Source organism: Chromobacterium sinusclupearum (assembly GCF_002902845.1).
Classification (GTDB): Bacteria; Pseudomonadota; Gammaproteobacteria; order Burkholderiales; family Chromobacteriaceae; genus Chromobacterium; species Chromobacterium sinusclupearum.
Map to the genome: position 1 here is coordinate 16,513 of NZ_PPTF01000035.1, position 17,604 is coordinate 34,116.

Sequence of the window (17,604 nt, forward strand, 5' to 3'; positions counted from 1 at the left end):
CTAAGGGATAGGAAGGATAGGAATGATAGAAAGAGGTTCCGGCGTCGCCGTGTGGCGACAGATAGAAGAAACGCTGGCGGCGGACATCGCCGGCGGCGTGTTGCAGGCTGGCCAGCAACTGCCCACCGAGCTGCAACTGGCGGAACGATTCGCCGTCAACCGCCACACCATACGCCGCGCGGTGGCCACGCTGGTGGAGCGCGGCCTGCTGCGGGTGGAGCAGGGGCGCGGCACTTTTGTCCAGGACAATGCGATTGACTACGCCATCAGCAAGCGTACGCGTTTTTCGCAGAATATGGCGCGGCAGAATCTCAACTCCGACATCGACATCCTGAACAGCGACACGGTGCCCGCCAATGCCGAGCTGGCCGAGCTGCTGCAGGTGGCGGTCGGCGACACGCTGTACCGCATCAAAACCCTAAGCCGGGTGGAAGAGCGGGTGGTGGACTACGCGACCATGTTCTTCCCAGCCGCGCGCTTGACCGGCTTGCCGGAGGCCTACCAGCGTCATCGCTCGGTGACGCGCGCGCTGGAAGCCTGCGGCGTGCCGGACTATACCCGCCGTTTTACCCGCGTCACCGCGCGCTTGCCGGATGCCGAGGTGGTGGATTATCTGGGCATCCCGAAGAACCGCCCTGTGCTGCACGTCAAATCGCTGAACGTCGACCCGGCCGGCGTGCCGGTGCAATACGGCATTACCTGTTTCAACGGCGACCTGGTGCAACTGGTGATGGAGCAAGAATGACGCGCTACGCCGTGTATTACGCGCCCAAACCCGGCAGCCCATTATGGCGCGCCGGTTGCCAGTGGCTGGGCGGCGACGCCGCCAGCGGCAAGGCGCTGACGCAGCCTGAGATCGCCGGCATCGATGCCGGCGTTTTGGCGACGCTGACCCGGGGTGCCGCCCGCTATGGCTGGCACGCCACCTTGAAAGCGCCGTTTCCGCTGCGGAGCGATGTCCAGGCAGACACGCTGCTGCGCCATGCGGCCGAGCTGGCCGTTGCGTTCCGGCCGTTTGCGTTGAATCTGCAAGTGGATTGGCTGGATAGCTTCCTGGCGCTGCGGCCTGCGGAAGCCGCGCCTGAGCTGGACGAGCTGGCGGCGGCCTGCGCCGTGGCGTTGGAACCCTTGGCGGACCGCGGCGCGCCGCTCAAGCCGCGCGCGGGCCTGGACCCGCGGCAGCAAGCGCTGTATCGGCGCTGGGGCTATCCCTATGTGTTCGAACAATTCCGCTTCCACATGACGCTATCGGACACGCTGCCCAAGGAATCGCCGCAGGCCAAGGTCTTGGAGCAGGGAGCGCGCCGCCATTTCGCCGGCGTTTTGAACGCGCACACGGTCGATGGCATCGCCGTATTTGTTGAGCGCGAGCAGGGCGGCCCCTTTCATTATCTGGCTTACTGCGGTTTTGACGGCGAGGTGACGCGTTATGGCGATTGAGCCGGGGACGCTGTGGTATGTGATCGGCCCGTCCGGTGCCGGCAAGGACAGTCTGCTGGCTTATGCGCGACGGCATCTGCCGCCAGGCGCGGGCGTGATGTTCGCCCACCGCTACATCACCCGGCCGGCCGATGCCGGCGGCGAGAACCATGTGGCGCTGAGCGCGGAGGAATTTGCTGCGCGCGAGGCGAGTGGCTGTTTCGCCTTGTGCTGGCGGCGGCACGGCCTGGCTTATGGACTGGGCGTGGAGGTGGCGATGTGGCTGGCCCAGGGCTTGGATGTCGTGGTCAACGGTTCGCGTTCGATGCTGCCGCTGGCGGCGCAGCGTTTCCCTGCCTTGCGTCCGCTATGGATCACCGCCAGCCCGGAAGTGTTGGCGGCGCGCTTGGCGGGGCGCGGCCGGGAGTCTGCCGAGGAAATCGCCCGCCGGCTGGTGGAGGCGGGCAGCTTCGCGCCGCCTCCCGGGTGCGAGGTGCTGTGGAACGACGGCGAGTTGGCCGAGGCCGGCGCGCGTTTGCTGGCCTTGCTGGCGCGCCAGCCGGCCTGATCAGTTGTCCACCACGAAGCGCCGCATCTGCGTTTGCAGCGTGGCGCTGACTTCCTGCAGCCGGCCGCTGCTGAGACTGGCATCCTGGCTGGCTTTGAGGCTTTCGTCCGCGGAGCGGGCGATTTTCGACACGCTGCCGGCGATGGCCTGGCTTTCCCGCACTTGTTCCTCGATATCGACTGCCAGCCGGTCCAGCTCGCCCACCGTGGCGGTGGCGCCGAGTTTCAACTCGGTCAACGGTTGGACGATCTCGCTGATCAGCGCCACGCCGCGCGCCATCTCGCGGTGCCCTTGTTGGATGCGCGCCATCGCCTCGGACGTCTGGCTGTCCATCGCGGCGATCACATGATTGATTTCACGCGTGGCCTGGGCGGTGCGCCCGGCCAGATTGCGCACCTCGTCCGCCACCACGGCGAAGCCGCGGCCCATTTCGCCGGCGCGGGCGGCCTCGATGGCGGCGTTCAGCGCCAGCATATTGGTTTGCTCGGCGATGTCGGTCACCGACTCAATCATGTCGTGCATGGAATTGGCGCGTTGTCGCAGCGCATCCACCGACTCGGCGCTGCCCTGGATTTGTTCGGCGATCAGGCTGATCTCGCGCGAGGCGGTTTCGATCAGGCTTTGCCCGCGGTCCGCCAGTTCGGCGGCGTTTCTGGCCTGGCGTCTGGCTTGATCGGCGGTGGCGGCGGCGCGGTCGAGTTTGGCGGCGAAGTCGCCGACCACGCCGTTGATCTGATGGATTTCCGCTTGCTGGCGTTCGACCCCGCCGGCCACTTCCGCGGCGCTGCCGCGGGTGGAGGAGGCGGTATCCGCCACCACGTCTGCCGAGGCGCGCAGCTCGCGCACCAGGGTGGCCAGTTCCGCCTGCATGCGGCTCATCCGCCGCAGCATTTGCGCCGTTTCGTCGTTGCCGGCAGCATGGACTTCGCTGCGCAGATCGCCCTGCGCCATCAAGCCCAATACCGCCACGCTATGCTCCAGCGGCCGGGTAATGCTGCGGGTGACGCTCCAGGCGAGCAGCAATCCAGCCAGCGCGGCCGCGACGCAGCAGCCTAGCAGCAAGCCGCGGGTGGCGCCCATCAGCGACAGCACGTCGGCCATTTCCGCATTCATGTGGCTTTGTTGGACTGCCGCCAGATCCGCGGTGGCGCTGAGCAGCGCCTGCAGCGCAGGCCGTGTCTGGCTGCCGTATTGCTTGGCCAGGGCTGACGGGTCGTTGGCCTCGACCAGGTCCACGGTGTCGCCGAAGGCCTTGGCGTAGGCGGCGCGCAGATCGGCCAGCTTTTGCAGCGCGCCAGCCTGCTCCGCGCTCCATGGCAGCGCCTTGAGCCTTTGCAGCGCGTCGTTGCTCTTGCGGTTGGCCTCGTCCATCGCCGCGTACAGCGGCACGCGCTGCGGCTGATCCGGGGTGGACACGATCTGCAACAGCAGCAGGGCGGCGCTTTGCGAATAGCGGTCCAGGTCCGCCGCCGCCTGCTGTTTGCTGGCGTCTTCGCTGACGATGACGCGGGTAGCCTGTTCGATTCGGGCCAGTCCGCTCCACACGCTGGCGGCAATCGCCAGCAAAAAGGCCAGCAGCACCATGAAGGAGACGGCGAGCCGGGGACCTACCTTGATTGTTTGCAGTAACCTCATCGGGGCGCTCTCGCAGATTGGAAAACTGTAATGGTTGGTCGGGACCGCATCGAAAATATGATGATGGGCAGGCGCCGGCTACACGCGTATGGTTTCGCTGCCGCTGCGGCCGGTTTTCTTCACCCGGTACATGGCCTGGTCCGCCGCCTGCAGCAGCCGGTCCGGCGTGCTCAAGCCGCTGCCGATGGCGATGCCGATGGAGATGCCCAGCGTACAATCGGCTCCGCCGACCGGGAACGGCGCGGCGAAGGCTTCCAGGCACTTTGCCGCCACGGTGCGGGCTATGTCTTCGGCATTATCGTCCAGATCGCTCAACAGCAGCACAAACTCGTCGCCGCCGATGCGTGCCAGCGTATCGGTCTGTCGCACAATCGCCGACAGCCGTTGCGCCACCAGCCACAGCACCTTGTCCCCAGCCTTGTGGCCATGCTTGTCGTTGATGGTTTTGAAGCCGTCCAAATCCATGAACAGCAGGGCCAGAGCATTGCCCTTGCGCTTGGCCTGGGCCTGTGCCACTTGCAGGCGGTCGGTCAGCAGCGCGCGATTGGGCAGTCCGGTCAAGGGATCGTGGTGGGCTAGTCTGGCCAGCTCGAGCTGATGCCGGTCCAGTTTGTGCAGCAGGCGGTTGAAAGCGGCGATCAGGTGGCCCACTTCGTCGTTTCGGTGGATAGGCAGCGGTTCCAGGGGCAGTTCGCCGCGAGTCATCTGGTCGGCGTGGCGGGCGGTTACGAACAGCGGACGCAGCACGATGTACATGCCGCAGCACGTTACCATGGTGAATATGCCCAGCGCGAGCAAGGTATTGCGCAGCGTGAATTGCTTGACCCTATCCACGGTGGCGAAGGCTTCTTTGCTGGGAATCCGCGCCACGACGAACCAGCCGGCGCTGGGCACCGAGGCGACGCCGCAGACTTCCTCCACGCCCTTGGCGTTGATGGTGATGCCGGTGCCGCGCCAGCCGGCCATGGCCTTGTCGTGCAGCGGGTTGACGCCGGGCGGCGGAAGCGGTTTCAGTATCATGTCCGGTTCCGAGGCGGCGACGAATAGACCGTCGCGCGGGGAAATCAGCAGGAAGCTGTCTTGATGGTTGCCGATGCGGCTATGCTGCATCAGATCCAGAAAATCCGGCGCGCCCAGCGCGGTGATCCCTACCAACACACCCTGAACGCGGCCATCGGTCCCCCTGATGGGGGCGCTCATCGGCAGAACCGGCACCTTGGTTACGCGGCCGATCGCCGCCTTGCCGATATAGGGCCGTCCGGACAGCGCGGCGTGGAAGTAATCTCGATCGGCAAACGAGATTTGCCGGCGGCCCTGCGTAGGCGGGTAGTCCGCGATCACCATGCCATCCAGTCCCAGCACCAGCATGCCGATGGAGAACATCGGCTGATAGTCGTAATGCTCCCGCAGCCATTGTTCCAAGCGAGGGGGATCCTCCAGCAAGGGTCGGGGCAAGTCGCGGGCCAGCCGGTTCAGCAGCATTTCGCGCTGCACGACCTTTTCGTCGATGTCATGGGCGACGTAGTTGGCCAGCGCCAGTTGCTGCGCTTCCATCACCTTGCTGAGGTCTTCGCGCAGGAAAGCGCTCAACGCATAGTAGCGCGTCAGCGACCCGGTGAGGACGATCAACAGGGCAAGCGCGAGCAGCCGGGTGACGATGCTGTCGAAAAGGTGGCGAATAGTCATCGGAACCTATCGGACGCCGGGTGTCTCACGTTAGCCAACCCCGCGAGCGCCGCGCCGTCATCCCAGATTCAAGGCGTTGGGCGCGCTGCGTTGCACGAGCCATTGCTCCACCTCCTGGCAGTTTGCCTCCAATTGCAGTATCAGTCTGGGCACCGCCTCGGCGCGCAGAGCGCTGGCCGCCTGTTCCATGTGTTCTGCGGTTGCGGCGATATCTCGGGCGCCGATCTGCTTTGCCGCCGCGGAGAGATCGCGGGCGGCGGCGGCGATGAGCGGCATATTGTCGCTGATGATGGCATCGCGGATGCGGGAGAGATGGCGTTTGGCCTGTCTCAGGAAGTCGGCTAGCAGATCATTTTCCATTTTGGGATTGCCCCCGCTCTGTTTGCTGAGCGCCAAGAGATTGAGCGGGGCATTGGCGTCCAGTTTGGCAGGCGTCTGCTGTATTGCGTCCGATGCCATGGACGGCGGTTTTTTCAGCCAGTTTTCCAGCATGCTGGCCAAAGTATCTAGCGCAAGCGGTTTGACCAGACAGTCGTCCATGCCGGAGTCGCGGGCCTTTTGCAATTCTTCGGGCGTGGTGCCGGCAGTGCAGGCGATGATGATGGTGCGCCGGCGCGAGGGATGCTCGGTTTCGTAGCTGCGGATCAGCCGCGCCAATTCATAGCCGCTGATATTCGGCATCAGACAATCGGTCAATACCAAGTGGTATTCGCTGTGCCGCCATTTTTCGAAGGCTTGCTGCCCGTCCTCGGCCGTGTCGGGGCGGTAACCGAGTTTTTCCAGCTGGCGTATCGCCAGCTTCAGATTGGTGGGATTGTCTTCCACCATCAGGATGCGCTTGGACGGGTCGCTGACGTATTCGGTTTTTTCCTGCTCGACGGCCGCGGGTTCCAGCGTGTTGATCACATCTGCGGTGAGATGGAGGCTGGCTTGTGTGCCGCGCCCGGGCTGGCTGCGCAACAGCACCTCGCCGCCCATCAGTTCGGCCAGATGGCGGCAGATGGCCAGGCCCAGGCCGGCGCCGCCGTAGCGGCGGGTGGTATGGGAATCGCCCTGGGTGAACGGCTGGAACAGTTTTTCCAGTTTGTCCGGCGCGATGCCGATGCCGGTATCGATGACATCGAAAGACAGCGCTTGCCTGTCGCCGGCATCTTGTCGCACCGCCACTCGCAGCTTGATGCTGCCGGTGGCGGTGAACTTTACCGCGTTGCTGAGAAAGTTTTGCAGGATCTGCCGCAGCCGTAGCGGGTCCAGCAGTAGCGTCGGCGCCAGCCGCGGATCGATCTCCAGATCGAAGTGCAGGTTTTTCTGTTCCGCGGAGCGGGCATATAGACTGAGCACGCGCTGCAGCAAGGGCCAGATGGCGGTGGGCGTCTTGACCAGTTCCAGCTGGTCCGCCTCAATTTTAGAGAAATCGAGGATGTCGTCGATCAGCCGCAGCAAGGTGCCGGCCGAGTCCAGCGCGGTGTCCAGCGTGTCCCGTTGCTCCGCGTCCAGTTCGCTCATCTGCAATAGTTCCAGCATGCCCAGCACGCCGTTCATCGGCGTGCGTATTTCGTGGCTGATGGTGGCGAGGAAGGCGCTCTTGGCTTGGTTGGCGGCATCGGCCTGCTCTTTGGCGCGCATCAGCTCCTGTTCCACCGCCTGCCGGGCCGAGATGTCGCGCATGGTCAGGTTGAAACAGGCGTCGCCGGCGTTAGGCATGTTGGTGAGCGCCATTTCCATCGGAAACGGCGTACCGTCGGAGCGGATCGCGGTGAGTTGCAGCAGGTTGCCCAGCTCGCTGCTCTTGTCGTGCAGCATCGATTGCAGTTTGCCCAGGCACTCTGGGGAGATCAGCTCGAGCACAGAGGTGCCGACCAGGCTGCCGCGCGGCAGCCGGAACAATTTCTCGGCCACTTGGTTGGCGCTGGCGATGACACCGTTGACATCGAGCGTCGCGATGCCGTCAATGGACGTTTCGATGACGGCAGACAGTTGCATCTGTTGTCGGGTCAGCTGCAGCTGTGTTTGCTCCAGTATTTGCTGATCCTGGCTGGCCAGAATCAGTTGACCCAGCGTATTCATCAGGGGTTGCGGGATGTCGTTGCCGCGTTCCGGCATCACCGGGCGCGGCAAGAACAGTGTGAAGGTGCCGATGACGCGAGCGGCCAGCGTGATGGGAATGCTCAGGAAATGACTGTCGCCGCGGAAGGGGCCTGCGGCGCTTTGCTGTAGGTTCAACAAATGTTCCTGCTGCCGGTACAGGCAGATGTCGAGCAGGCCCTCCGCATCGATCTGTTGCGGCGGGCACAGCAGCGGCGTGAGCGGACGGAACTGCGGCTGGCTGGTTTGATTGCGCACCTCGCAAAGAAAACCGTGTTCCGCGTCGAACCATAGCAGCAGGATGTCGCGGGCGTAGCTGAACATGGTTTCTGGATCGGCTTTGCCTATGAATAGACTTTGCAGATAGTTGATGGCGTCCAGCACCCGATCCTTCTGCCGCAGGTGCTCGGCTGACCGCGCCGCCTGGCGCAAGGCGTCTTCCATCCTGCCATGCTCTTCAGCCAGCCGGCGCGACATCTGGTTGAACATGCCTATGGTGCGGGCCAGCTCGTCCTTGCCTCGCACCGGTATCTGATGGCCCAGTTCGCCGTTGGCGATTTTCTCCGCCGCCTGCCGCAGCGCGTGGAGCTGGCGGGTCAGGTACAGGCCGAGCAGGAGCGAGAACAAAGCGGAGAGCAGGAGTTCCAGCACCGCCAGAAACAAGCCTTTTTCCCTGGCTTGCCGCATCAACTGCTGGTGGGCGGCAACCGAAGTGCCCAACTCAACTTGTCCGTAATGGATGCCGCCGACTTCGATGTTGCGATGGATGGTCAGCGGCTCATTGGGCGAAGCCTGATCTATGTCTTGCGTCGCCAGCGGCGGCAAGGCCAGGGCCAGAGGGTCGCCGGCCTCGGCCAGTATGCGGCCGCGCCCGTCGCGCACGCGGGCGAATACGATGCCCGGCGAGCGCGCCATCTGTTCCACCGCGCTTTGCAGCGTGGCCAGGTCGGTGCTGAGCACCGCATTCTGGTTGGCCTGGGCGAACTGTTCGGCAATGACTTGAGCCCGTGTGCGCATTTCCGTAGCGCTGGTGTCGTGCAGCAGGCCAAGGCTGAAATGCAACAGAATGCCCAGCATGATCATTTCGATCAGCGCGATGCCCAGTATGGTCTTGAGCCGGAACGACATCGATCAGCGCTCCCCCGGAGGAAGGTAGTGGATGCGCAGCTGGCGGATGTCGTTCCAGTCGCTGTCTTTCGCCGCCGTGAGGGCTTGCAGCGACAATGCTTGCAGCAGGGCCGATCCGTCAGGCGTGTTGGCCAGGCCGGTCAGCGCCTGCAGCAAGCATTGTCGCTGCTCCGGCGGCATTTTGGGATGGGTGGCGAAGGCGTGCGGCGTGTATGGCGGGGTTTGCCACAAGACGCGCAGGTTTTGTCGGGTTTGCGGGTCAAGCTGCTGCCAGGTGCGGTTGATACCGCCCCCGGCAGGGAACAGTCCCTGGCTGACGGCCAGGTAAACCGATTCGTGGGATCCGACATAGCGGACGCCTACGTGGATGTTCATCGCTTCCAGCTGCGCCTTGGGAAGCACGCTCGCCGCGAAGGACTCCGGCGCCGGCAACGCCAGCGTTTGCCGGTCCAGCTGGCGGACATCCTGGATCGGACTGTCCTTGCGCACCACGATCAGGCCAATCAGCTTGCGGTCTTTTTCGCGCGCCAGGGCCTGGTAGCCGACGGTGTCATGGAATTGGACGTAGTGCAGCGGGTTGAAATACACCAGGTCGTACATGCCCTGGGCGACGCGCTGTTCGAAGGATGGGATATCCGGAGCCGTTTCGAACTGCAGATTCAGCGAACATTGTTTGCCCAGGTATTGCAGCAGCGGCCCCCAATTGCGCGCCAGGTTCAAGGCGGACTGTTGCGGCACGATGCCCACATGGACGATTGCGGAGGCGGCGCCGGCCTGCCAAGCGATCAGCGAGATCAGCAACGCTTCCAATAAGATTCGGCCGACGGTTTTCCCTTGGCGTTTTGCGTCGCGTTGTGGATGGAGTGCGACCATGTTGTCCTTTCCACTTGCTGATATGGAGCGGGGGCATCAATTGTCAATATAGATATTTCTGCGTAATGCGTTTGCACGGAAGAATGTTGCGGCGCATTGGTCTAGCTAGGAAAAACAAGCTTCATCTTCCGTTCACGGACCTGTCATTGCGGCGCGGCATAGTAGCCGCAGTTTTCGTAGTGGGTCGGTGTATGGGCAAATTTGTCTATACGTCTAAACAAAGGAGCGTTGTCGATGAAGAAGCTGATGGCTGTAGCAACCTGTCTGGCCCTGAGCGGCCTGTTCGCCCCGCTGGCCCAGGCCAAGACGGTGTTGACCGTTTACACCGCGCTGGAAGCGGATCAGGTCAAGGACTACAAGGATGCGTTCGAAAAGGCCAACCCGGACATTGAAATCCGTTGGGTGCGCGAGTCCACCGGCGTGATCACGGCCAAGCTGTTGTCGGAAAAGAACAATCCGCAGGCCGATGTGGTTTGGGGCCTGGCCGCCACCAGCCTGATGATCCTGGATCAGCAAGGCATGCTGCAAGCCTACGCGCCCAAGGGCGTGGAGAAGCTGAGCCCGCAATTCGTCGACAAGGCCAAGCCGCCGAAGTGGACCGGCATGGACGTGTGGGCCGCCACCATCTGCTTCAATACCGTCGAAGCCGCCAAGAAGAATCTGCCTAAGCCGGAAAGCTGGGCGGACCTGGCCAAGCCTGTCTACAAGGGCCAGATCGTCATGCCGCATCCGGCTTCGTCCGGCACCGGCTATCTGGATGTTTCCGCCTGGCTGCAGATGATGGGCGAGAAGAAGGGCTGGGAGTACATGGACAAGCTGCACGTCAATATGGCGCAGTACGTCCACTCCGGCTCCAAGCCGTGCAAGATGGCCGCCGCCGGCGAGTACCCGATTGGGATTTCTTTTGAATATCGCGGCGCGCAACTGAAGGAAAAAGGCGCGCCGATCGACCTGATCTATCCGAAGGAAGGCCTGGGTTGGGATCTGGAAGCCACCGCCATCATCAAGGGCACCAAGAACCTGGCTGCCGCCAGAAAACTGGCCGATTTCTCCGTCAGCCTGCCGGCGATGAAGCTGTACGAGCAGAACTACGCCGTGCTGGCGATGCCGGGCGTGGCCAAGCAGAACCCGTTCATTCCGGTGGACTACTCGCAGCGCCTGTCCAAGAACAACTTCGGCTGGGCCGCCCAGAACCGCGACGCCATCCTGAAGGAATGGTCCAGCCGCTATGAAAGCAAGGCCGCGCCGAAGGAATAAGCGCTCGTCTCGCAGCCGCCCCCATGCGGGGCGGCTTTGATTTATCCATGCATCCTGCCTCAGGCACTTTGGAGCACCCGATGAAACCGGTCGATAGCCTATCCGGCCTGTCCGAGCATTTGTCCGCGCATGCCTTGACCCGCCGTTTTGGCGCTTTTACCGCGCTGGACGCCGTATCCCTTTCCATCCGCAAGGGCGAGTTCGTCTGCTTGCTGGGGCCGTCCGGCTGCGGCAAGACCACCTTGTTGCGGCTGATCGCCGGACTGGACTTGCCCGATGCCGGCGCCATTCATCTGTCGGGGCGCGACATCACCCGCGAAGCGCCGGCCAAGCGCGATTACGGCATCGTGTTCCAGAGCTATGCGCTGTTTCCCAATCTGACCGTGGCCGACAATATCGCCTACGGCCTCACCCCGCGGCGCGACAGGGAGGCCCATGCGCGCCGCGTGCGCGAGTTGCTGGACATCGTCGGCCTGCCCGGCGCCGAGCGCAAATATCCGGCGCAACTGTCCGGCGGCCAGCAACAGCGGGTTGCCCTGGCGCGGGCCCTGGCGACCTCGCCGGGCCTGCTGCTGCTGGACGAGCCCTTGTCGGCCCTGGATGCGAGGGTGCGCGATAAGCTGCGCGAGGAATTGAAAGGCCTGCAGAAGCGCCTGGGCGTCACCACGCTGATGGTGACGCATGATCAGGAGGAGGCGCTGGCCATCGCCGACCGCGTGGTGGTGATGAACGCCGGCCGGATTGAGCAGATAGGCACGCCTGCCGAGATCTACCGCAGTCCGGCCAGCCGCTTCGTGGCCGAATTCGTCGGCGAGGCCAACTGGCTGCCGGCGGAACGCCGCGGCGAGCGCCAGGCCTTGGTCGGCGGCTGCGTGCTGTCGCTGGAACGGGATTTGCCGGCGGGAGACGCATTGACGCTGTTCCTGCGCCCCGAAGACATCATCATCAAGCCGCGCTGGGAACGCGCGCCGAATACCCTGTTGGCGCGGGTAGAGGATGTGGGCTTCGGCGGCGCGATGACGCATGTGCGTCTGCTGCCGGAGGGCATGCCCGGCGTGACGCTGCGGGCCGAGGTCTGCCCGTCCATGCTGAACCGCCAGCCGCTGGTGCCGGGCGAGACCGTGCCGGTGGAGCTGCCGGCCTCGATGTTGCGCGCCTATCCCAGGGAGGCCGCATGCTGAGCCTGGTGCAAAGAATCGTCCGCCCCACCAGCCTGGCGCGTGTGGACAGGGAAAAATGGGCGGCGACGGCGCTGGTGTGGGGGCTGGTCGTGCTGTTGGCCCTGGCGCTGGGCCTGCCCTTGCTGTTCATCCTGGGCAAGTCCGTTTTGACCATGAATGGCGATTTCGCCGGCCTGGACAATTTTACCGAGGTGCTGGACTCGCCAGGCCTGATGCGCGCGGCCGGCAATAGCCTGCTGCTGTCGCTGACGGTGTCGGCCATCGTGGTGCCGCTGGCTTTCGCCTTTGCCTGGGCGCTGTGCCGCACCCACGCCTGGGGGCGCGGCCTGTTCCGCCAGATCGCGCTGCTGCCGCTGTTGGCGCCGTCGTTGATGCCGGCTATCTCGCTGGTGTATTTGTTCGGCAACCAGGGCCTGCTGAAGAGCTGGCTGCACGGCGGCAGCATCTACGGCTTCTGGGGCGTCGTGCTGGGCGAGGCATTTTATACCTTCCCTTATGCCGTCATGATTCTGTCCGCTGCGCTGGCGGCGGCCGATGCGAGGCTGTTCGAGGCCGGTCGGGCGATGGGCGCGGGCCCGCTGCGTCAGTTTCTGACCATTACGCTGCCGGGCGCGCGCTACGGGCTGGTTTCGTCGGCGCTGGTGGTGTTTACGCTGGTGATGACCGATTTTGGCGTGCCCAAAGTGGTGGGCGGCGATTGCAATGTGCTGGCGGTGGAGGCGTTCAAGCAGGTGGTCGGCCAGCAAAACTTCCCGCGCGGCGCGGTGGTCGGGCTGATGCTGTTGCTGCCCGCCGTGTTGTCGTTTTTCATCGAGCGCGTCTTGTCGCGGCGGCAACAAGCGGCCTTGACCGCGCGCGCCGTGTTGTATGCGCCGGCGCCGGACATCCGGCGCGACGCGGCGGCCACGCTGCTGCTGCTATGGATCTCGCTGCCGCTGCTGGCCATGCTGGGCATGGGCGTGGCGGCCTCCTTCATCCAATACTGGCCATACAATATGTCGTTCACGCTGGCGCATTATCGTTTTGACGATGTCGACGGCGGCGGCTGGGCCGCGTATTTCAACAGCCTGCAGATGGCGGCGGCGACGGCGTTGATTGGCTGCGTGCTGGTTTTTCTGGGCGCCTACGCTTGCGAAAAGCTGAAAGCGGCGCCGCTGGGCCGCGGCCTGCTGCGTTTCTTCGCCATGTTGCCTATGGCGGTGCCGGGCCTGGTCCTGGGCTTGGGCTATGTGTTCTTCTTCAATCATCCGGATAATCCGCTGAACTTCCTGTATGGCGGCATGGCGCTGATGGTGGTGTGCACGGTTGCCCACTTCTATACCACGGCGCATCTGACCGTCGCCACCGCCTTGAACCAGCTCGATGGCGAATTCGAGGCGGTGGCGGCCTCGCTGAAGGTGCCGTTCTGGACTACGCTGAGGCGAGTGACGCTGCCGGTGTGCCTGCCGGCGCTGCTGGATGTGGTGCGGTTTCTGTTTGTGTCGGCGATGACCACGCTATCGGCGCTGATTTTCATCATCAGTCCTTCGCGCAGCCTGGCGGCTGTGGCGATTGTGACCATGGATGACGCAGGCGACACCGCGGCCGCCGCGGCGATGTCGACGCTGATCGTAGTGACATCGGCCATCGCCTCCCTGCTGATTCTTTGGCTGGAGCGGGTTTTGGCGCGTCGCCACCAGCGTTGGCGCGGTGTTTGATGCGCGCTTGGAGGCGGTCAACAGCCCCTAGTCGACAGCCTCCAGCGCATGCCGTTGCTCGGATCGATGCCGCCGTGCGTCGGGAGTTTCTTTAACAAGCTTTTCCTTCCTTTCTAAAGCGCGTCGGCTATCCGATATTGAGAGAAAGCCCCGGTGCGGCGGGGCATGTTGGTGAAGTTCGGTCTGGCCAGTAGTTTTCTCCAGTACATGCGTGGGGGCGGCCCTGGGGGCCGGCGGAAAATGATAGATACTCCTGAAGCCAAAATCGGATTGGGCAAGAGCAAATCTTCTTCGACGACGACATGGTGGGTGCTGGCGGGCTTGTTCCTGGCCCTGTGCGGGTTGGGGATTTCGCTGTTTCTGAACGAGGTGCATACCTCGCGGTTTCAGTCGTGGTTTTTCAGCCACGCAGTCAGCGGCGCCACCTACCAGATGGCGCCCGGCAAGAGCAAGGAGATGCGGTTTCCCGAGCCTGGCGGACCTTACGATATCCGCATGGGTTATGCCGGCTTGCCCGCTTATCTGAAGCGCTTGCAGGATAGGGGCTTTGAGATTTCTGCGCAGGCGCGCCAGTCGCCGCAGTTCATCCATCTGATCGATTATGGCGTCGCATCGCCATGGTTCAAGCTGGGTATCTTTCCGCAATACCGCGAGAAGGATCAGTCCGGTCTGCTGCTGTATGACGGCTACGGCCGGCCCATCTATCAATCGACTTATCCTCAGCGGGTCTATCCCAACTTCGACGCCTTGCCGCGGCTGCTGGTGAGCGGCCTGCTGTACATCGAAAACCACACTCTGCTGGACGAAGACAATCCGCAGCAGAACCCGGCAGTGGAGTGGTCGCGTTTCGGCAAGGCGCTGGCGGACGAGTCATTGCACCTGTTCCGGCCCGGCTATCACTCGGCCGGCGGCAGCACGCTGGCGACACAGATCGAGAAATTCCGCCACTCGCCGGGCGGGCGCACCGGCTCGCCCAAGGAAAAACTGCGGCAGATGCTGTCCGCCTCTACCCGCGCCTATATGCAGGGCACCGATACCAGCGCCGCCAGGCGGCAGCTGGTAGTGGCATATCTGAATACCGTGCCGCTTGCGGCGCGCGCAGGCTTCGGCGAGATATCCGGCATAGGCGACGGCATGTGGGCGTGGTATGGCCGGCCCTTCGACGAAGTGAACAGCACGCTGGCCAGCAATACGCCGCATTCGGTCAATGAACAGGCCACCGTGTTCAAGGAAGCGCTGAGCCTGATGATTTCGCAGCGCAGCCCGTCTTACTACCTCAACGGCGACATGCGGGTGCTGGAGGAGATCACCGACTCCTACCTACGGCTGATGGCGCGCGACAAAGTGATCACGCCGGAGCTGCGCGATGCCGCCTTGCAGGTGTCGCTGCGCCAGCAACGCGAGCGGGTGCGGCCGACTTCGTCCTCTGTGGTGGAGCGCAAGGGCGCCAATGCGGTGCGCGTCAAGCTGTCCGGCATGTTGGGCATGCCGCGCATGTATGATCTGGATCACCTGGACCTGACCGTCAACAGCACGCTGGATTCGCAGCTGCAGCAACAGGTGACGGATCTGCTGCTGAAGCTGCGCGATCCGGACTATGCCAAGTCGGTGGGGCTCGGCGATAAATTCCTGCTGCAGCAAGGCGAGCCGGGCGGCGTGACCTACAGCTTCACGTTGATCGAACGCACGCCCACCGGCAACAAGGTGAGGGTGCAGGCCGACAACTTCGACCAGCCTTTCGACATCAACGAGGGCACCAAGCTGGACCTGGGCTCTACCTCCAAGCTGCGCACCCTGGTCACCTATCTGGAAGTCATCGCCGACCTGCATCGCCAGTACGCCGGCCTGAGCCAGGAGGAGCTGGCCCAGATCAAGCCGACCGAACACGAGCCGGTGCTGCGGCGCTGGGCGATAGACTATCTGAAGCAGGCCGATGACCGCACCCTGGCCACGATGCTGGCGGCGTCGATGGAGCGCAAGTACAGCGCCAATCCGGGCGAAAGCTTCTTTACCGGCGGCGGCCGCCATACTTTTGAGAATTTCGAAAAGAGCGACAACAACCGCATCATGACGCTGCGCGACGCCACGCAGCATTCGGTCAATCTGGTTTATATCCGGCTGATGCGCGATATCGTCCACTACTATATGTATCCGCCAGGGTATGACCGAGAAGTGCTGGACGATCAGGCAGATCCGCGCCGGCGGGAGTACCTGCAGCGCTTCGCCGACCGCGAGAGCAAGACCTTCATGGCCGGCTTCTATCACAAATATCGCGGCAAGACGCCGGAGCAGATCGACGAAATCCTGGTGGAAAAGGCCCGCCGCAGCGCCAAGCGCCTGGCGGTGATCTTCCGCAGCGTGCATCCCGAGGCTGACCGGCCGGCCATGGCCGCTTTCATCGCCAAATACCAGACGCCGCCTGCCAAGCTGGGCGATGACGCGGTGGCGAAGCTGTACGACGAGATGGGTCCGGACCGTTTCAATCTGGCGGACCGCGGCTATCTGGCGGGCATCCATCCGCTGGAGCTGTGGATGGTGGCGTATCTGCATGCGCATCCCGATGCCGGCTGGAGCGAAATGATCCAGGCCAGCACGGCGCAGCGCCAGGAAGTCTACCAGTGGCTGTTCAACAGCAAGCACAAGGGAGGCCAGGATACCCGGATCAAGGAGATTCAGGAGATCGACGCGTTCCGCCAGATTCACGCGGCCTGGAAGCGGATGGGCTATCCGTTCGACTCGCTAGTGCCGTCTTACGCCTCTGCGCTGGGGGCGTCGGCAGACCGGCCGGCGGCGCTGGCCGAGCTGATGGGCATCATCTCCAATGATGGCGTGCGCTTGCCGACGGTCTACATCGACAAGATGCATTTTGCCTCCGCCACGCCGTACGAGACTTCGCTGGATCGCCCGACCGCCAAGGGCGTGCGGGTGCTGCCGCCAGAAATTCCGCAACTGGTGCGGCAGGTGTTGTCCGAAGTGGTGGACAAGGGCACCGCCCACCGCGTTTCGGGCGCCTTCGATCATAACGGCGAACATACGCTGATCGGCGGCAAGACCGGCACCGGCGACAACCGCTTCAAGACCTTCTCGCGCGGCGGCGGCTTGACCTCGGCGCGCGTGGTCAGCCGTTCCGGCGCCTTTGTCTTCTATATCGGCGATCATTACTTCGGGACCATCGTCGCCTACGTGGCCGGCCCGAAGGCGGCGGACTACAAGTTCACCAGCGCCTTGCCGGTACAGGTGCTGAAAGTGCTGGCGCCGACGCTGATGCCCAAGCTGGACCTGAGCGCCCACGCAATCAGCCACAGCGCGGACAGCGTGGCAGAGGGCATGACGGATGCCGGTCTGCCGTCCGGCACGCCCTTATGCTTGGTGCCTAATCTTGACGGGGTATGCAAGTTGCTGAAGCCGCAGCATGTGGATGCGCCGGCCAACGCCAAAGTCTGGCGCGATGACCGCAGGCTGCGCTCAGGTTAGCGGCCGCCGCTGCGGTGGACCAAGGCATGCTCGGGGGGCTATCTAGCGGATCGGGGGCGCGGATTGGCAATGAAGGCCGCCAAGCGGCGGGTGGCGTTGCGTTTTTGGACACAGGGCGTCCATGCATTGTCAACATTCGTCATGTCACAATGGCTGCGAATGGCATAGCCGCCGCGGATTTCATGCATGTTTTTTATTCATGTGTTTTCTGAGAAATCAATATTATTTTAAAATCGTTATGTTCCATTTGCATTCGTCATGCTAAAATTAGCTTAAGTTGAATTTTTGACTTCTAGTAAAGTCTAGTCAACTACCCCCTTTGCGGCCGCTGCGTGCGGCCTTTTTCTTTTGCCGCTGCCGCGCATTCCTTACCCGCGCGCTTATGTGACAGGTCAATCAACAGCCGCAAACGATGTCAAAACAAGACGGACGGTCCATGGCGGCTGCGACTGTGAGCAAGGCCAGCCAGGCGCGTCGCCGTAGGCCAACGCGCGGGGAAGAAAGCCGGGATTCAGAACCGCTCACCAAGCCCTAGGGGCTGTTGACGTTTGGTGAGCGGTCGCGCCGGAGCGCATTTCGCGCCGAATCGAGGCGTTTCGCG

11 protein-coding genes are annotated in these 17,604 nt (G+C 63.3%); 7 read left to right on the forward strand and 4 right to left on the reverse strand.

Going from position 1 to position 17,604, the window contains the following annotated elements:
• The first annotated feature begins 22 nt into the window (after positions 1–22).
• The 3 genes from phnF to phnN are packed head-to-tail and all read left to right on the forward strand — an operon-like array spanning position 23 to position 1,987.
• A complete protein-coding gene (gene phnF / locus C2134_RS09900) occupies positions 23–745 on the forward strand; it encodes a phosphonate metabolism transcriptional regulator PhnF (RefSeq protein WP_103319663.1) in 723 nt (240 codons plus the stop codon).
• Positions 742–1,440 (forward strand): DUF1045 domain-containing protein, encoded by a 699-nt coding sequence (locus tag C2134_RS09905; protein ID WP_103319665.1) that lies wholly within the window; start codon positions 742–744, stop codon positions 1,438–1,440. Before phnF ends, C2134_RS09905 begins: the two co-directional genes overlap by 4 nt.
• Positions 1,430–1,987, forward strand: a complete 558-nt coding sequence (gene phnN, locus C2134_RS09910) for a phosphonate metabolism protein/1,5-bisphosphokinase (PRPP-forming) PhnN (protein WP_103319667.1) — start codon at positions 1,430–1,432, stop codon at positions 1,985–1,987. Before C2134_RS09905 ends, phnN begins: the two co-directional genes overlap by 11 nt.
• Here phnN and C2134_RS09915 read toward each other — a convergent pair whose 3' ends face one another.
• From C2134_RS09915 to C2134_RS09930, 4 genes are all read right to left on the reverse strand, one after another.
• Complete coding sequence (locus tag C2134_RS09915; RefSeq protein ID WP_103319669.1) at positions 1,988–3,622, reverse strand: methyl-accepting chemotaxis protein; 1,635 nt, start codon at positions 3,620–3,622, stop codon at positions 1,988–1,990. It abuts the gene before it with no gap.
• 78 nt (positions 3,623–3,700) lie between these two features.
• Positions 3,701–5,308: a sensor domain-containing diguanylate cyclase gene (locus C2134_RS09920; RefSeq protein ID WP_103319671.1), complete on the reverse strand. Its 1,608-nt coding sequence runs from the start codon at positions 5,306–5,308 to the stop codon at positions 3,701–3,703.
• Positions 5,309–5,365: 57 nt separating this feature from the next.
• Positions 5,366–8,521, reverse strand: a complete 3,156-nt coding sequence (locus C2134_RS09925; RefSeq protein ID WP_103319674.1) for an ATP-binding protein — start codon at positions 8,519–8,521, stop codon at positions 5,366–5,368.
• Positions 8,522–8,524: 3 nt separating this feature from the next.
• A complete protein-coding gene (locus C2134_RS09930) occupies positions 8,525–9,394 on the reverse strand; it encodes a phosphate/phosphite/phosphonate ABC transporter substrate-binding protein (protein ID WP_103319676.1) in 870 nt (289 codons plus the stop codon).
• A gap of 234 nt (positions 9,395–9,628) precedes the next feature.
• Here C2134_RS09930 and C2134_RS09935 point away from each other — a divergent pair, with 234 nt between their 5' ends.
• The 4 genes from C2134_RS09935 to C2134_RS09950 all read left to right on the forward strand — a co-directional run bounded on the left by C2134_RS09935 (position 9,629) and on the right by C2134_RS09950 (position 17,003).
• Positions 9,629–10,651: a putative 2-aminoethylphosphonate ABC transporter substrate-binding protein gene (locus C2134_RS09935; protein WP_103319678.1), complete on the forward strand. Its 1,023-nt coding sequence runs from the start codon at positions 9,629–9,631 to the stop codon at positions 10,649–10,651.
• Between the two features lie 80 nt (positions 10,652–10,731).
• Positions 10,732–11,832, forward strand: coding sequence for a putative 2-aminoethylphosphonate ABC transporter ATP-binding protein (locus tag C2134_RS09940; protein ID WP_103319680.1), 1,101 nt, complete (start codon positions 10,732–10,734; stop codon positions 11,830–11,832).
• Positions 11,826–13,529: a putative 2-aminoethylphosphonate ABC transporter permease subunit gene (locus C2134_RS09945; protein ID WP_103319682.1), complete on the forward strand. Its 1,704-nt coding sequence runs from the start codon at positions 11,826–11,828 to the stop codon at positions 13,527–13,529. The genes C2134_RS09940 and C2134_RS09945 overlap by 7 nt, the downstream gene beginning before the upstream one ends.
• Before the next feature lie 240 nt (positions 13,530–13,769).
• Entirely contained in the window at positions 13,770–17,003 is a 3,234-nt protein-coding gene (locus C2134_RS09950) for a transglycosylase domain-containing protein (RefSeq protein ID WP_103319684.1), read from the forward strand.
• The last annotated feature ends 601 nt before the right edge of the window (positions 17,004–17,604 follow it).